General features: G+C 66.4%; 15 protein-coding genes. 6 read left to right on the top strand and 9 right to left on the bottom strand.

Annotation, left to right across the window (positions count from 1 at the left end; genetic code table 11):
• The first annotated feature begins 90 nt into the window (after nt 1-90).
• Nucleotides 91-315 (top strand): hypothetical protein, encoded by a 225-nt coding sequence (locus HOP03_04575; GenBank protein ID NOT87440.1) that lies wholly within the window; start codon nt 91-93, stop codon nt 313-315.
• 57 nt (nt 316-372) lie between these two features.
• Here the strand turns inward: HOP03_04575 and HOP03_04570 are convergent, their stop codons facing one another.
• From HOP03_04570 to radC, 7 genes are all read right to left on the bottom strand, one after another.
• The gene (locus tag HOP03_04570) at nt 373-1,122 is read right to left on the bottom strand and encodes an SDR family NAD(P)-dependent oxidoreductase (GenBank protein NOT87439.1); all 750 of its coding nucleotides are present in this window, start codon (nt 1,120-1,122) and stop codon (nt 373-375) included.
• Between the two features lie 36 nt (nt 1,123-1,158).
• On the bottom strand, nt 1,159-1,728 hold the full coding sequence (locus HOP03_04565; protein ID NOT87438.1) for an isoprenylcysteine carboxylmethyltransferase family protein: 570 nt from the start codon (nt 1,726-1,728) through the stop codon (nt 1,159-1,161).
• Between the two features lie 43 nt (nt 1,729-1,771).
• Nucleotides 1,772-2,704, bottom strand: coding sequence for a hypothetical protein (locus HOP03_04560; protein NOT87437.1), 933 nt, complete (start codon nt 2,702-2,704; stop codon nt 1,772-1,774).
• A 27-nt stretch (nt 2,705-2,731) separates the two neighbouring features.
• Nucleotides 2,732-3,502: a sporulation protein gene (locus tag HOP03_04555; GenBank protein ID NOT87436.1), complete on the bottom strand. Its 771-nt coding sequence runs from the start codon at nt 3,500-3,502 to the stop codon at nt 2,732-2,734.
• Nucleotides 3,502-5,220, bottom strand: a complete 1,719-nt coding sequence (locus HOP03_04550; protein ID NOT87435.1) for an arginine--tRNA ligase — start codon at nt 5,218-5,220, stop codon at nt 3,502-3,504. Before HOP03_04550 ends, HOP03_04555 begins: the two co-directional genes overlap by 1 nt.
• Before the next feature lie 131 nt (nt 5,221-5,351).
• Nucleotides 5,352-5,702 (bottom strand): GIY-YIG nuclease family protein, encoded by a 351-nt coding sequence (locus tag HOP03_04545; protein ID NOT87434.1) that lies wholly within the window; start codon nt 5,700-5,702, stop codon nt 5,352-5,354.
• Nucleotides 5,703-5,790: 88 nt separating this feature from the next.
• Entirely contained in the window at nt 5,791-6,465 is a 675-nt protein-coding gene (gene radC, locus HOP03_04540) for a DNA repair protein RadC (GenBank protein ID NOT87433.1), read from the bottom strand.
• Nucleotides 6,466-6,584: 119 nt separating this feature from the next.
• Here radC and coaBC point away from each other — a divergent pair, with 119 nt between their 5' ends.
• Nucleotides 6,585-7,808 carry a bifunctional phosphopantothenoylcysteine decarboxylase/phosphopantothenate--cysteine ligase CoaBC gene (coaBC, locus tag HOP03_04535; GenBank protein ID NOT87432.1) on the top strand — a complete coding sequence of 408 codons (1,224 nt, stop codon included), beginning with the start codon at nt 6,585-6,587 and terminating at the stop codon, nt 7,806-7,808.
• 161 nt (nt 7,809-7,969) lie between these two features.
• Here the strand turns inward: coaBC and HOP03_04530 are convergent, their stop codons facing one another.
• On the bottom strand, nt 7,970-8,941 hold the full coding sequence (locus tag HOP03_04530; protein NOT87431.1) for a peptidoglycan-binding protein: 972 nt from the start codon (nt 8,939-8,941) through the stop codon (nt 7,970-7,972).
• A gap of 234 nt (nt 8,942-9,175) precedes the next feature.
• On the opposite strand from HOP03_04530, the gene HOP03_04525 reads away from it, so the two are divergent.
• The 4 genes from HOP03_04525 to HOP03_04510 are packed head-to-tail and all read left to right on the top strand — an operon-like array spanning nt 9,176 to nt 13,673.
• The gene (locus HOP03_04525) at nt 9,176-11,170 is read left to right on the top strand and encodes a M1 family metallopeptidase (protein NOT87430.1); all 1,995 of its coding nucleotides are present in this window, start codon (nt 9,176-9,178) and stop codon (nt 11,168-11,170) included.
• A gap of 28 nt (nt 11,171-11,198) precedes the next feature.
• Nucleotides 11,199-12,227 (top strand): alpha/beta hydrolase, encoded by a 1,029-nt coding sequence (locus HOP03_04520; protein NOT87429.1) that lies wholly within the window; start codon nt 11,199-11,201, stop codon nt 12,225-12,227.
• Nucleotides 12,224-12,955: a hypothetical protein gene (locus HOP03_04515; GenBank protein NOT87428.1), complete on the top strand. Its 732-nt coding sequence runs from the start codon at nt 12,224-12,226 to the stop codon at nt 12,953-12,955. The genes HOP03_04520 and HOP03_04515 overlap by 4 nt, the downstream gene beginning before the upstream one ends.
• A 7-nt stretch (nt 12,956-12,962) precedes the next feature.
• Nucleotides 12,963-13,673: a glycoside hydrolase family 25 protein gene (locus HOP03_04510; GenBank protein ID NOT87427.1), complete on the top strand. Its 711-nt coding sequence runs from the start codon at nt 12,963-12,965 to the stop codon at nt 13,671-13,673.
• 167 nt (nt 13,674-13,840) lie between these two features.
• Here HOP03_04510 and HOP03_04505 read toward each other — a convergent pair whose 3' ends face one another.
• The gene (locus tag HOP03_04505) at nt 13,841-14,362 is read right to left on the bottom strand and encodes a hypothetical protein (protein NOT87426.1); all 522 of its coding nucleotides are present in this window, start codon (nt 14,360-14,362) and stop codon (nt 13,841-13,843) included.
• Nucleotides 14,363-14,421 lie beyond the last annotated feature (59 nt).

Below are 14,421 nucleotides of genomic sequence, written 5' to 3'. Positions count from 1 at the left end.
CGGTGCCCGTGCATCGCATTGACTGCATTGTTTTCGTGGGCGTAGCCTGAGGTTGCCCGATCCGGGCAACGGCAAACAAGGAGTGTTGCGATGAAATTCAAGAAGATCGTGCTCTTTTCCGCAGTGGCGTTCGCTTTCGCTTCCGGCCTCGCGATATCGGCGAACACGTTCCAGCCCAGTGCGGTCAGCTGCATCAGCTGCCACAACAAATGCGATGTCGCATTCGACAACTGTCTCGCGTCGGGGACGCCCTATGCGACCTGCTCCACGCGGGCGAGGCTGTGCCACCGTGGATGCGGCTGCCCGATTCCCTGATCGCGGCAGCGTCGGATCCAGGAGGAACGGGCGACCGACGACCGCCCGTTCCTCGATTCAGTCGCGATGCACCGTGAAACCGGCGAACGACTGTTTCACAGGCATCACTTCGATGCGGTTGACGTTGAGATGCGGCGGCAGGTTCGCGACCCAGAAGATGGTTTCGGCGATATCGTCGGGCGTGATCGGGTCGGCGCCCTTGTACAGATTTTCCGATGCGGTGCTGTCGCCGCTGGTGCGCACCAGGGTGAATTCGGTTTCGGCCATGCCCGGTTCGATCGAGGTCACGCGCACGCCGGTACCGTGCAGATCGCTGCGCAGGCCCAGCGAGAACTGCGACACGAATGCCTTGGTGCCGCCGTAGACGTTGCCGCCGGTGTAGGGATAACTGCCCGCGATCGAGCCGATGTTGAGGATCGCACCCTTGCGTTCGATCAGGCCCGGCAGCAGCGCGTGGGTCAGCGTCACCAGTGCGGTGACGTTGGTATCGATCATCTGCTTCCATTGCGCCAGATCCGCGCGCTGCGCCGGCGCCGTGCCGAGCGCGAGTCCGGCGTTGTTCACCAGCACATCGATCGCGCGAAAGTCTTCCGGCAACGCATCCAGCGCATCGCGCATCGCGGCTTCGTCGCGGATGTCGAACGCGGCTGTGTGCACGCGGTCGCGGCCGAGTTCGATGGCCAACGCGGCCAGCCGCTCCGCGCGGCGGCCGGTGGCGATGACGCGCCAGCCGGCGTCGACGAAACGCTTGGCGGCGGCGCGGCCGAAGCCGGAGGTGGCGCCGGTGATGAGGATGGTCTGGTTCATGCGTGGATTGTAAGGCGATGGCGCAACCGCGCGACGCTACCAGACATAGGGAATCAGGCGCCGGGTTTCGCGTGCGTAGGCCGGATAGTCCTCGGGGAAGGCGTCGGCCAATACCCGCTCCTCGATCCGGATCCGCCACAGGAACGCGGCGGTCACCGGCAGCGCGGCGACCAGCAGCGACGACCAGTCGCCCATCGCAAGGCCGAAGCCCCAGAACGTCATCAGCGCGCCGGTGTACGACGGATGCCGCAGCAGGCGATACGGCCCGCTGCGGATGAGGCGATGGCCTTCGCGGATGGAGACGACGATGGTGAAGAACTGCGCCAGCGTGCGCACCGACCACCAGCGCAGCGGCATGCCGGTCGCCATCAGCGCGCAGCCGGCGATCAGCAGCGGTCGCTGCCACGCGGCGGGCATCGTCCATGGATGGCAATACGCCAGCCATACCGCCAGCGCGATGCAGAACCAGATCGTGAGCAGCAGAAGCCGCAGCGTGCCCTGATCGCGGACTTCGTTGCGCTTGCCCGAACGGTGGCGCGCGCCGATCCAGAACTCGCTCAGCGGCCAGACGATGCACAGCGCAGCGAAGACGTGGGCGAGGGTCACGGCAATCGTATCCGGGCGGGTGATCCGGTCGACCGCGCTCGGTTCATGGCGCGCCGGCCGGCAATGTCGACGCGTCGGACGAGCCGTGGCCCGTCTTCAGCGATGCCATCGAATCGATCACGCCCACCCGGCCGCGTTCGATCATCCACAGCGTGTCGTTGTCGATGGTGGTGATCGCGAAGGGGCGCTTCGCGTACAGGCTGATGAAGACATGCACTTCCGTCGGCTGCGGGTCGAGCAGGTGGGAAAACATCATGCCGATCGGCTCGAAACCGTCGTCGCTCTTCTTCGATGCGGCGGCGGATTCGTCGAGATCGAGACAGCCGTTGGTGAATTTGCGCGACGACAGGATATCCCTGCCGCTGCTGTCGAACCGGTACAGATGATAGCCGCCGAGCGGATACACATCGTTCTGGACGAAGCCGGGCATCATGTACACGTGGATCCCGTCGGCGGCGGGCAGGACCACAGTGTTGTACTGCTGCGCACAGGCCAGGTACGACTGCTGCTGCGCCTGCGCGCGGGCGCGCAGCTGCGCGAGGTGGTCGGCGGTCAGCGGCTCGGGCGACTCCAGAACCGGATCGGAGAGGCGTTCGCGCTCGTCGACATCGATTTCGTAGAGTCGCTGCGGGGCGTCGTCGTTGCTGAAGAAAATCACGCGGACACCCAGCGCCGAAGGTTCGGTGACCCAGCCGCCGAGGCGTTTCTTCAGTGGGCGCATGCGTTTCTCTGCCCGCATCGCGTCGGTCGCGAGCCATGCCGCACGGTCGTGCAGATACATCTGGCGGCCGATGAATTCGGCGCGGGTCACCGCAGGCCGCAGTTCGACCGGTACGGTGTTGACGGCGCGGTGTTCGCCAGTGCGTTTCGCGGCGGGCTCTTGTGCGAGGACCGGTGCGAGCACCGACACGATCGCGAGCATGCCCAGCAATTGAACCGAAAGCAGCGGAACGAAGATCCGGCGTCGAAGCGGCATTGGAAATCCTCTGCAGTAGGGGCGGGATTATTTCGCCTTGATCGCCATCGCCGGCAGACCGCCGCCGGAGAGCTTGCGTTTGGCTTCGGCCAGTTCGGTGGCGGTGCCGTAGGGACCCATGCGCACGCGGTAGACGGTCTTGTCCTTGATCTGCGCCGATTCCACGCGGGCGCTCAGGCCGAGGAACGCGATCTTGGCCTTCAGCGCCTCGGCATCGCCGGAAGCGGCGAAGGCGCCGGCCTGCAGCAGATAGCGCGTATCGCCGCCGGCGGACGCGTCTGCGACGGGTTTCGGTTTCGGCGGCTCGACCGGCGCGTTCGCAGCGGTCGTCGTGTCCACGGGCGTCGGTGCGGGCGGCCTGGGCGTATCGATCGCGGGCGGCACGGTGTCGGCGGCATCCGGGTCCGCAGGCGGTGCCGGCGTCTCGGCGGTCTGTCGCGCGGCAGCCTCGGCGCGGGCGCGCTCGGCCAGTTCGCTATCGCTGAGCGCGGTTTCTTCGCCCGACAGCAGGGTGTAGAAATCGTAATCCTGGGTCTTGGGCGCAGGGTCCGTGGCGACGGTCGGGGTGTCGCTGTCGCCGACGATCGGCTCGCCGTCGCTGATGCCGTCCAGCGCCGGCGGCTGCGCGTCGGTGTCCGGCGTCGCGCGGAAAAAACCTTCGCCGGTGCCGAGGAATTTGGGCGCCAGCAGGAACACGCCCACGCCCAGCGCCAGACCGATCACCAGCCACGCCCAGCCGGGCATGCCGCCGTTTCCACCGTTGCGTTTGGCCTGGGACTTGCCGCGTTTCGCCGCCATCACATTTTCTCCGGCGCGTGTACGCCCAGCAGGTCCAGACCGTTCTTCAGCACCTGGCGCGTCGCCAGCGCCAGCGTCAGGCGCGCGTTGCGGGTGTCGGCGTCGTCGACCAGGAACTGGTGATCGTTGTAGTACGACTGGAACGCCTGCGCCAGTTCGACCAGATGGATGGCGACCAGGTGCGGCTCGAGATCGTGGCCGGCGGCGGCGACGATCTCCGGCCAGCGCGCGAGATCGGTCAGCAGATCGCGGGTGGCGCGGCTTGCGGATGTTTCGCCGTCGAGATCGAGCGGCTGCGACAGCCCCGACTGCAGATCGAACGACAGTCCGCGCTCGTCGAGCTGGCGCAGCAGGCCGCCGATGCGCGCATGCGACAGCTGCACGTAGTACACCGGATTGTCCAGCGACTGCGAACGCGCGAGGTCGATGTCGAACACCAGCTGCGAATCGGGCTTGCGCGCGATCAGGAACCAGCGCACCGCGTCGCGGCCGGCTTCGTCGATCAGATCGCGCAGCGTCAGATAGCTGCCGGCGCGTTTCGAGAGCTTCACTTCCTCGCCGCCGCGCATCACCGTGACCATCTGGTGCAGCACGTATTCCGGCCAGCCCTGCGGAATGCCGACATCCAGCGCCTGCAGCCCGGCCTTCACCCGCATCAGCGAACCGTGGTGGTCGGCGCCGAGCTCGGTGATCGCCCGTTGGTAGCCGCGCTGCCATTTGCTGAGGTGATAGGCCACGTCCGGCACGAAGTAGGTGTAGGTGCCGTCGGACTTGCGCATCACCCGGTCTTTGTCGTCGCCGAAAGCGGTGGTGCGCAGCCACAGCGCGCCGCCGTCCTCGTAGGTGTGGCCGTGGGCGATGAGCTCGCGCACGGTCTCTTCGACCTTGGCGTCGCGGTACAGGGAGGATTCGAGGAAATAGGTATCGAACGACACGCCGAACGCGGCGAGGTCGAGATTCTGTTCGCGGCGCAGATACGCCACGGCGAAGCGGCGGATCGCATCGAAGTCATCGGCATCGCCGGCACCGGTAACGGTCTGGCCGTCGACTTCGACGGAGACGCCATCGAGATACGCCCGGGCGACATCGGCGATGTAATCGCCGCGATACCAGTCGTCCGACCAACCGTCGTCGCCGGGCTTCAGGCCCTTGGCGCGCGCCTGCGTCGACTTCGCAAGATTCTCGATCTGCACGCCGGCGTCGTTGTAATAGAACTCGCGCTTGACGTTCCAGCCGTTGGCATCGAGCACGCGCGCGATGCAGTCGCCGATCGCGGCGGCGCGACCGTGGCCGACGTGCAGCGGGCCGGTGGGGTTGGCGGAGACGTACTCCACCCCGGCGGTGCGGCCGGCGCCGCTGGCGTTGCGGCCGTACGCGTCGCCCTGTTCATGCACGCTGCGCAGCTGGCGCTGCCAGGCGGCGGCGGAGAGACGGAAATTCAGGAAACCCGGTCCGGCGATCTCGACCGAGGCGATATCGTCGTTGGCGGGCAGGGCGTCGATCAGCGCCTGCGCGATCGCGCGCGGGTTGCTGCGCGCGCCGCCTTTACTGATTCGCCCCGCGAGGGTCATCGCGGCGTTGGTCGCGAAATCGCCATGGCTGCGGTCCTTCGGGCGTTCGACCACGAAGTCCGGCGCGGGGAGATCGGCGGGCAGCGTGCCTTGGCTGCGGAGATTGGCGATGCCCTGATCGATCAGGGTGCGGAGCTGGGATTTCACGGAGGATTTTTCGCCGGAAAGCGGCGGCGTTTCGAGGGTTGGGCATTGTAGCCGAGGGGCAGAGGGGCCGAGGGGCCGTGTCCGGATGTTGTCACCCCGAGGCGAAGCCGAGGGACCTGCTGTTGTGCGGCTCAAGAATGCCCTTCAGTTTGGCTTTCCGGGCTTGGGGAACGATCGGAGGTGGGCGCAACGAGCCAATCCTCAGCCAAATCTTCCCATGTCGGATTGCAGGATTCGATCAGCCGAACCTTTTTCTCTCGCCGCCACCCCTTCAGCTGTTTTTCACGGGCGATGGCTGCATGGATATCGTTTGTCGCCTCGAAGTAAACGAGCCTAGTGATCCGGTAGCGGCGGGTATGGCCGGATATCGCACCTGAGCGATGGGATGCGACCCCCTGCATCAGGTTGCTTGTGACGCCAATGTAGATCGCTCTGGAACGGCTGGACATGATGTAAACGTGGTATTGGAGCTCGTTGAGCATGGTCGGCATTCGATGGATTCACCTGGGAAACAGGTCCCTCGGCTTTGCCTCGGGATGACAATTGCTTCATGGACGACAGGGAAAACCCTCAAACCCACCCCCGCGCCGCCAGCGACACCGGCGCGCCGTCGCCGACGATGAAGTGGTCCAGCAGGCGGATTTCGACCAGCCCGAGCGCCTGCTTCAGTCGGAGCGTGATCGCGCGGTCGGCGGCGCTGGGTTCGCCGTTGCCGCTGGGGTGGTTGTGGCCGACGATCAGCGCGGCGGCGTTGTGCGCCAGCGCGCGGCGGACGACTTCGCGCGGATGCACTTCGGCGCCGTCGACGGTGCCCCGGAACAGCTCTTCGAACGCGATGGCGCGGTGGCGGGTGTCGAGGAACAGCGCCGCGAACACCTCGTGCGGCAGCCCGCGCAGGCGCTGCGAAAAATAGCGGCCGGCGGCCTGCGGGTCGGTCAGGGCGTCGCCACGTTCCAGCCCTGCGGCCAGATGGCGGTTGCCCAGTTCCAGCGCCGCCAGCAGCGCGCAGGCGCGTGCGGGGCCGATGCCGGGCAATTTCAGCAGCTGTTTCGGCGTGTGTTCCAGCAGGCTGCGCAGCGGCCCGTGGCTGCTGAGCAGCCGGCGGGCGCTGGTCACCACGTCCACGCCCTGGACGCCGGAGCACAGGAAGATCGCCAGCAGCTCGGCGTCGGAGAGCACCGCCGGCCCATGTTTGAGCAGCTTTTCGCGGGGACGTTCGTTGTCGGGCCAGTCGCGGATTTGCATGTCGGAAACGGTGGTGGTCGGATGTTCGACAGCATCGTTCCGGGCGCGGAGCCGCACCGTCGGTCGAGGCTTCGGCATCGGGTAAGCTGTCGACTCGTTCGAACGTAGGAAATCTCCGCATGGCGCAGACGCTGACCGGCCGACGCATCCTGCTCTGCGTATGCGGCGGGATCGCCGCGTACAAATCGGTGGAACTGGTGCGTCGCCTGCGCGAAGCCGGCGCCGAAGTGCAGGTGGCGATGACCGATAACGCCCAGCGTTTCATCGGTGCGGCCAGCCTGCAGGCGGTGTCCGGCGTGCCGGTGCGCGTGTCGCTGTGGGACGAGGCGGCCGAGGCGGCGATGGGCCATATCGAACTCGCGCGCTGGGCCGACCGGGTCGTGGTCGCGCCCGCGACCGCCAACACCCTTGCACGGCTCGCGCATGGGCTGGCCGACGATCTGGTCAGCACGCTCTGCCTCGCCACGACCGCGCCGATGTCCGTTGTGCCGGCGATGAACCACCGGATGTGGCTGCATCCGGCCACGCAGGCCAATCTCGCCACGCTGCGTTGTCGCGGTGTGCAGGTGATCGGCCCGGACGACGGCGCCCAGGCCTGCGGTGAGTTCGGCCCCGGCCGGCTGCGCGAGCCGCCGGAGATCGTCAGCGACCTGATCGCGGCGTTCGCGGCCGAGACCGCCGTCCATGCGGACCTTGCGGGGCGCCGGCTGCTGATCAGCGCTGGGCCGACCTTCGAAGACCTCGATCCCGTGCGCTTCATCGGCAACCGCAGCAGCGGCAAGATGGGCTTCGCGATCGCCGCCGCCGCCGCGCGTCGCGGTGCCGAGGTGCTGCTGGTCGCCGGCCCGGTGAGCCTGCCCACGCCTGCGGGCGTGAAGCGCGTCGATGTGCGCTCGGCCGCGCAGATGCGCGACGCCGTGCTCGGTGCGTTGCCGGCGGACATCTATATCGGCGCGGCTGCAGTGGCGGATTACACGCCGCAGGTCGTCGCCGACCGCAAGATCAAGAAAACCGAACAAGCCGGCGGCGGCGAACAGCTGACCGTCGAATTGGTGCGCACGCCCGATGTGCTCGCCGAAGTCGCTGCGCACGCGCAGCGGCCACGCGTGGTGGTCGGTTTCGCTGCGGAGACCAACGATGTCGAGCATTACGCCCGCGACAAGCTGCTGCGCAAGAAGTTGGACATGATCGCCGCGAACCAGGTCGGCCGCGCCGGCTGCGGGTTCGAGAGCGACGACAATGCGTTGACGGTGATCGACGCCGACACTTCGCATGCGCTGGGGCCGGCGCCGAAGACCACACTGGCGGATGCGCTGCTGGATCTGATCCGGGCGCGGTTGTAGCGGCCGATGTCCGCGTTGTTCGCGGCCACGAAAAAAGGGCGCCTGGGCGCCCTTTTTTCATCCATAGCATGACGGAATAGGGTGCGCCTTGGCGCACCGGCTTTTCAAACGGATGCCGCAGGCCGGAGCGCTCCCTATCCCGTGTCTGCGGTATCTGTCGCTCAGCGCGCCAATTCGAACAGGCTCGACGACACCCAGCCCTTGTTGCCGAGTTCGTCTTCCACTTCCCACATCATCCCGTCCTTGTTGCCGGTCGGGTACAGCATCATCCCGGCGTCGAGGGTGCGGACGATCTTGCCGGTGCCCTTCGAGTTCGGGAACAGCCGGCCCGGCTTGGTCATGGTCACGGCCTGCTGCGCGTTGGCGGCGGAGGCGTTGTCCGGCAGGCCGCCGAGCTGGGCGACGATGTCGGTGTAGGCCTGCAGATAGGCGAGGGTGATGACCTGGCCGATCTCGGTGTTGGCATAGCCGCTGGCGCCGCCGGCGCCGAAGCCGCTGCCGCCGAACAGGCCGCCGCCCGCGCCCCAGCCGATATCGGTTTTCTTGGCGCTGCCTTCCGCCATCGCAACCTGCTCGGTCGAACGCACGTCGGTGACGGTCAGCACCACGTCGGCGGTCTTCTTCTGGAAGTTCAAGCCACCGATGGCCGCACCGGCGCGACCGCCGACCAGACCGCCGAGGATGCCGCCGATGGCGTTGCCGCCAGCGTTGCTGTTGCGCGAGATCAGGTCCGGGGTCATCACGTAGTCGGCGGCCTTGATCTGGCCCTTGCCGACGTTGGAGCGGTTGCGCAGTTCGCCGCTGGCGCCGAGCGCACGTTCGCGCTGCGCGGCGTCGAGGCCGGCACCACGGTCGACCAGGGTGAAACAGCGCGACTTGTTGACGAACACCTTGATCAGCTTGGACGGCGCGGGCAGTTGCTGGCCGGTCCACCAGTCGGTCGCGTCTTCCGGTTCCAGCACCGACAGCGTGCCAAGCGGCTTGGCGCAGGTCGGGATTTCGGCCGTCTTCTGCTTGCGCTGGTCTTGCGCGCTCTGGCGCTGGGCGTGGGCCGGCATCGCCAGAACGGCGGTCACGGCGAGCGTGAGCAGGCCGGCGTAGAGGGCGGTGGATCCGCGGAGTTGATTGGTCATCATCGATACCTTGTGGCTGTGAGCTCGGGAAAGTGCTTTGGACGTCGCTTGAAGAAACACCAGCAGCGAACGGGACGCGGGCCCGGCGGGTCACCGACGGCGGTCCATGCCCGTATTGTCGCTGTCTGTGGCGATTAACGAAATCCACCCCCGGCCGGGGACACTGCGACCCACCCGCATCCGGGTGCCGGTCAGGGCGGGTACACTCACCGCTTTCCCTGCCAAGCCCCTGCCATGCGCGCTTCGATCCTGGCTCTGCCCCTGCTCGCCACCCTGATGATGACCGCCTGCAAATCCGAGGATGCGACCCCCGTCGCGCCCGCCGCCAAGCCGGCACCGACGCAGACGAAGGTGGTCGACGAACATTCCTACGCCGAGCCCAACAAGGTCGCGATCACCGACCTCGCGTTGGAACTGGCGCTCGATTTCGATACCAAGACCCTCGCCGGCACCGCGACCTATGCCCTGGAATGGAAGGACAAGGCCGCGACCGCGCTGTTGCTCGACAGCCGCGACCTGACCATCGACAAGATCGAGGGTGGCGACGGCAAGGGCGGATGGGCGCCGCTGACCTTCAAGCTGGCCGCCGCCGATCCGATCCTCGGCAGCAAGCTCAGCATCGACGCCCCGCAGCGCAATGCGCAGGTGCGCGTGACCTACAAGACCTCGCCGCAGGCCTCCGGCCTGCAGTGGCTGGAGCCGTCGATGACCGAGGGCAAGCAACTGCCCTTCATGTTCAGCCAATCGCAGCAGATCCATGCGCGTTCCTGGGTGCCGCTGCAGGACACGCCCAGCGTGCGCTACACCTACACCGCGCACGTGACCTCGCGCCCGGACGTGATGGTGCTGATGAGCGCCGACAACGACCCGAACGCGATCCGCGACGGCGACTACACTTTCAAGATGCCGCAGAAGATCCCGTCGTACCTGATGGCGATCGCCGCCGGCGACCTCGCGTTCAAGCGCATCTCCGACCGCAGCGGCGTATGGGCCGAGCCGACCATGCTCGACAAGTCGGTGAAGGAGTTCGAAGACACCGAACGCATGATCGCCACCGCCGAAGCGCTCTACGGCCCGTACCGCTGGGACCGTTACGACATGCTGGTGCTGCCGCCGTCGTTCCCGTATGGCGGCATGGAAAACCCGCGCCTGACCTTCCTCACCCCGACCGTGATCGTCGGCGACAAGACCCTGGTGTCGCTGATCGCGCACGAACTGGCGCACAGCTGGTCGGGCAATCTCGTGACGTTCTCCAGCGCCAAGGATGCGTGGCTCAACGAAGGTTTCACCAGCTACGTCGAGAACCGCATCATCGAAGTGCTGTACGGCAAGGAACAGGCCGACATGGAGAACGTGATCGAGCGCAACGAGCTCAAGAAGGAGTTCGCCGAGATCGATGCCTCGCTGCAGGCGCTGGCGACCAAGCCCGGCGTGCTGAAGGACCCGGACAACAGCAGCAGCGCCACCGTATACACCAAGGGCGCATGGTTCCTGCAGTTCCTGGAACAGCGCTACGGCCGCGACAAGTTCGACCCGTTCCTGCGCGAATACTTCAACCACTTCGCGTTCCAGAGCATCGATACGGAGCAGTTCGCCGACTACGCGAAGAAGAACCTGCTGGCCAAGTATCCGAACGTCGTGACCCCGGCCGAGTTCAATGCGTGGCTGTACGATCCGGGCATTCCGCCGACCGCGCCGCTGGCGCAGGCGCGCCGGTTCGGCGTGGTCGATTCCGCGCGTCTGGCGTGGCTGGGCAGTCAGCAGCTGCCGCCGGCGGCGATCACCGACGCGTGGACCACCCAGGAATGGGTGCATTTCATCGAGAGCCTGCCGGAGACCTTGACCCTGGAGCAGCTCGCGCAGCTCGATGGCGCCTACGGATTCACCGGCACCATGAACGGCGAAATCGCGCAGCGCTGGTATCCGCTGACGGTGCGCAGCGGCTACACCAACGCCAACGACGCCATCGCCGCGTTCCTGCAGCGCATCGGCCGTCGCAAGCTGATCATGCCGACCTACAACGCGCTGGCGAAGACCGAAGCCGGTCTTGCGCTCGCCAAGAGCGTGTTCGAGAAGGCCAAACCCGGCTATCACCCGATCACCACCGGCTCGGTGCAGGAAGTGATCGACACCGCCAAGCCGGCGCCCACGCCGGTCGCAGTACCGGCAGCGGAACCGGCGGTGTTGGCGCCTGCGCCAGCGGCGCCGGCCGGCGCACCGGCGAAGTGATCGGCTGACGAAGCGATTGGCTGAGTCGATGGCGTTGAAATCGCCGCGCTGGTTCGCGCCTCGTTGGGCCAGGGCCGCGAACTGGATCGCGGCCACGATCCTGCTGGCGCTCGTGGTCGCGCTGTGGCTCGACCCGGGCCTGGTGATCCGCGCCGAATTCGCCAAACAGCGGATCCGGCTCGGCGCGACGTCGCACGACATCATCGTCGACAACGATCATCGTTGGACCTACGTCGAACTGGCGGCGGACAAGCCCGACGCGCCCACGCTCGTACTGCTGCACGGTTACACCGGCAGCAAAGAGAACTGGTACCGGATGGCGCGTGCGCTGAAGGGCCGTTACCGCATCGTCATCCCCGATCTGCCCGGCTGGGGCCAGAGCGAGCGCAAGGACGGCGCCGACTACGGGTTCGTCGCCCAGAGCGCACGGGTCGCCGCGTTCCTGCGCAAACCCGAGATCGCGCAGAAGCGGCCGGTCGTGCTGATCGGACATTCGATGGGCGGCGGCATCGCCGCGCTGACCGCCGCACGCTATTCGAATCTCGTCGCGCGGGTCGCGCTGCTCGATGCCGCTGGTGTCCGTTTCAAGGACAACCGGTTCGGCCTCGATGTGCTCGCAGGCAAGAACCCCTTCGGCGTGAGCGACGCCGCTTCGCTGGAGCACTATCTCGCCACCGTGTTCCACAACCGCGACGCGCGGCCGTGGGCGCCATGGCCGGCGAGCGATCTCTATATCGCCCAGCGCAAGCGCGACGCCGCGTTCGAGCAGGGCGTGCTCGACAAGATCGGTCGCGGCGACGAACGCTTCCTGCCCGGCGTCGAAGCCGCGTACATTTCGCAGCCGGCGCTGCTGCTGTGGTGCCGCGAAGACAAGGTCATCGACGCCAGTGCGATGGCGCTGTACGCCGCGCGCATCCCGCAGGCCAGCCAGGTGCTGCTGGAAGGCTGCGGCCACATGTCGTTGATGGAGCGGCCCGGCGAAGCCGCCGAAGCCGTCGCGATGATGATCGAGCGCGGCGCACCGGGAGATGCGCCACCGACCGGAGAGTTGCAATGAAAATGCTGAAGGCTGAACTTGCAGCCTTTGCTATCGCATGCGCGCTGCTCGGCGGCTGTGCGGGCGAAGATCCCGCCGTCGCCGCCAAGGTCGCTGCCGAACTGGCCGCCGCGCAGGAAGCGAAAGCGCAGGAAGGCGCGGTGGCGTTCGATGATGCGGTGAAAAAGGAAAACTGGTCGCTGGCCAAAGCGCAGGCCGACGTGCTGATCGCGCAGTATCCCGACAGCGCCGCTGCGAAACGCGTGCGTCCCGAATACGACGGCATCAAGCGGAAACTCGACGAAACCCGCGAAGCCGCGCGCACCGCCGCGCTGTGGAGCTACGGCACCCAGAGCGTGAAAGGCGGGCTGCAGACATCGTCGGCCATCTACGCAAAAGACAACGTCGATGTCGACGGCACCGGACCGACACAGGTGCGGCTGATCTTCCGCGACCACCCGGACTGGGGCCGCAGCAGCTATCTCGTGCTGCAGAACGGCGACTTCAACTGCTACGGCGGCTGCCGCGTGCAGATCACACTCGACGGCAAGCCCGCGAAATCGCTGCCGGGCTCGCGCCCGAAGACCGACGAAGCCATCGCGATGTTCATCGAGGACGAACGCGCGCTGTGGAAGATGACGGAAAGCGCGAAAACGCTGGAGATCGAGTTTCCGGTGAAGGGTCTGGGCAAGCGCAGCGCGGTGTTCGAGGTCGCGGGGCTTGATCCGGCCCGCATGCCCGGTTGGTGACGACGCATTGAAGCGCGGGTTGATCCGGCTGTTGCTGCTGGCGGTGCTCGCCGCAGTCGTCGCACTCGCGGCGTGGTGGTGGTTTCGCGAGTATCGGCCCGATCGCGACCGTTATCCGATTCGTGGAATCGACGTGTCGCATCATCAGGGCGTCATCGACTGGAAAAAAGTCGCTGGCGACGATGTCGCCTTCGCGTATCTGAAAGCCACCGAGGGTGGTGACCACCGAGACCGCGCCTTCGCCCGCAACTGGCGCGAGGCGCGCGACGCCGGCATCGCGGTAGGCGCCTATCACTTCTTCACGTTCTGCCGTCCGGGTGCGAATCAGGCTGCGAATTTCCTCGCCGTCGTTCCGGTCGAAGCCGATGTGCTGCCGCCGGCAGTGGATCTGGAATTCGGCGGCAACTGCGGACGCACGCCTGACGGCGCGACGATGCGTCGCGAACTCGATGCGTTTCTCGCGCCGGTCGAACGCACTTACGGCAAGCCCGCGCTGCTGTACGTCACGCCGGAATTCCTCGACGCTTACCTCAATCAATTGCCGGCGCGCGCGCTGTGGCGCAGATCGATCCTGCGCAAGCCGGACGGCGCCGCGTCGTGGCACGTGTGGCAGTACCACAATCGCGGTGATGTCGATGGCATCGTGGGTCCGGTGGATCTCAATGTTTTCGTCGATGACGCCGATGCGTTCGTTCGTTACCGTGCCTTGGTCGAATAGCGATACAGACTTACGGTCCTCGTACTTGCTTCGAGTGATTGAAAAGGCACCGTCATCCCCGCGAATGCAGGAACGACGAATGTCGCATAGGGTGCGCCTCGGCGCACCGGCTTTTCGCGGTGATCGCAAGCAACGGTGCGCCGAGGCGCACCCTATGAAAAATGGACTCAAACGGGCCCGAGTTCGTTCAACACCATGCGTGCCAGCGTCGCTTTCGCCGGCAGCTTGCAGTTGACGTTGAACGGCGCCCACGAATAGCTGCCCGGCGAAGTCATGCCGCTCATGGTCAAGGTGCTGCTGAGCGTGGCCGGAATGGTCTGCGCGGCGCTGTAGGTCAGCACGCCGTACATGTAGGCCGAGCCGGCGGTCGCGGTGCAGGTCACCGGCGCGTCGATGTTGCCCGCCTTGAAATACATCGACAGCGTGGCGCTGTTGGCGGCGTTGTACCAGCCGTTCTCGCTGTCGACGACGAAGTTGCAGAGGATGTATTCGTCGGTGTCGTAGCGGGGTCGGATGCCGTTCACCAGATACAGCAGTTCGTCCGGCGTGGTGCTGTTGCCGTAGGCCAGACAGGCGCTGCCGGTGCTGGTCTTGTAGTTCGCGTGCGCAGCCTGCGGAGCGGCGCCCAGCGCGACCGCGATGGCGAGCGTCAGTGCGGCGGATGAGGACGAGAGTGCGAAGCGGTTCATATGGAATGCCTTCGTTGAATGTGCGGCGGATGCGTGCGCGACGCACGCGGAGATCGGCA

The sequence above is a fragment of the Lysobacter sp. genome, assembly GCA_013141175.1.
In the GTDB taxonomy this organism is placed as follows: Bacteria; Pseudomonadota; Gammaproteobacteria; order Xanthomonadales; family Xanthomonadaceae; genus Lysobacter_I.
This window is presented reverse-complemented; position numbering and strand designations above follow the sequence as displayed.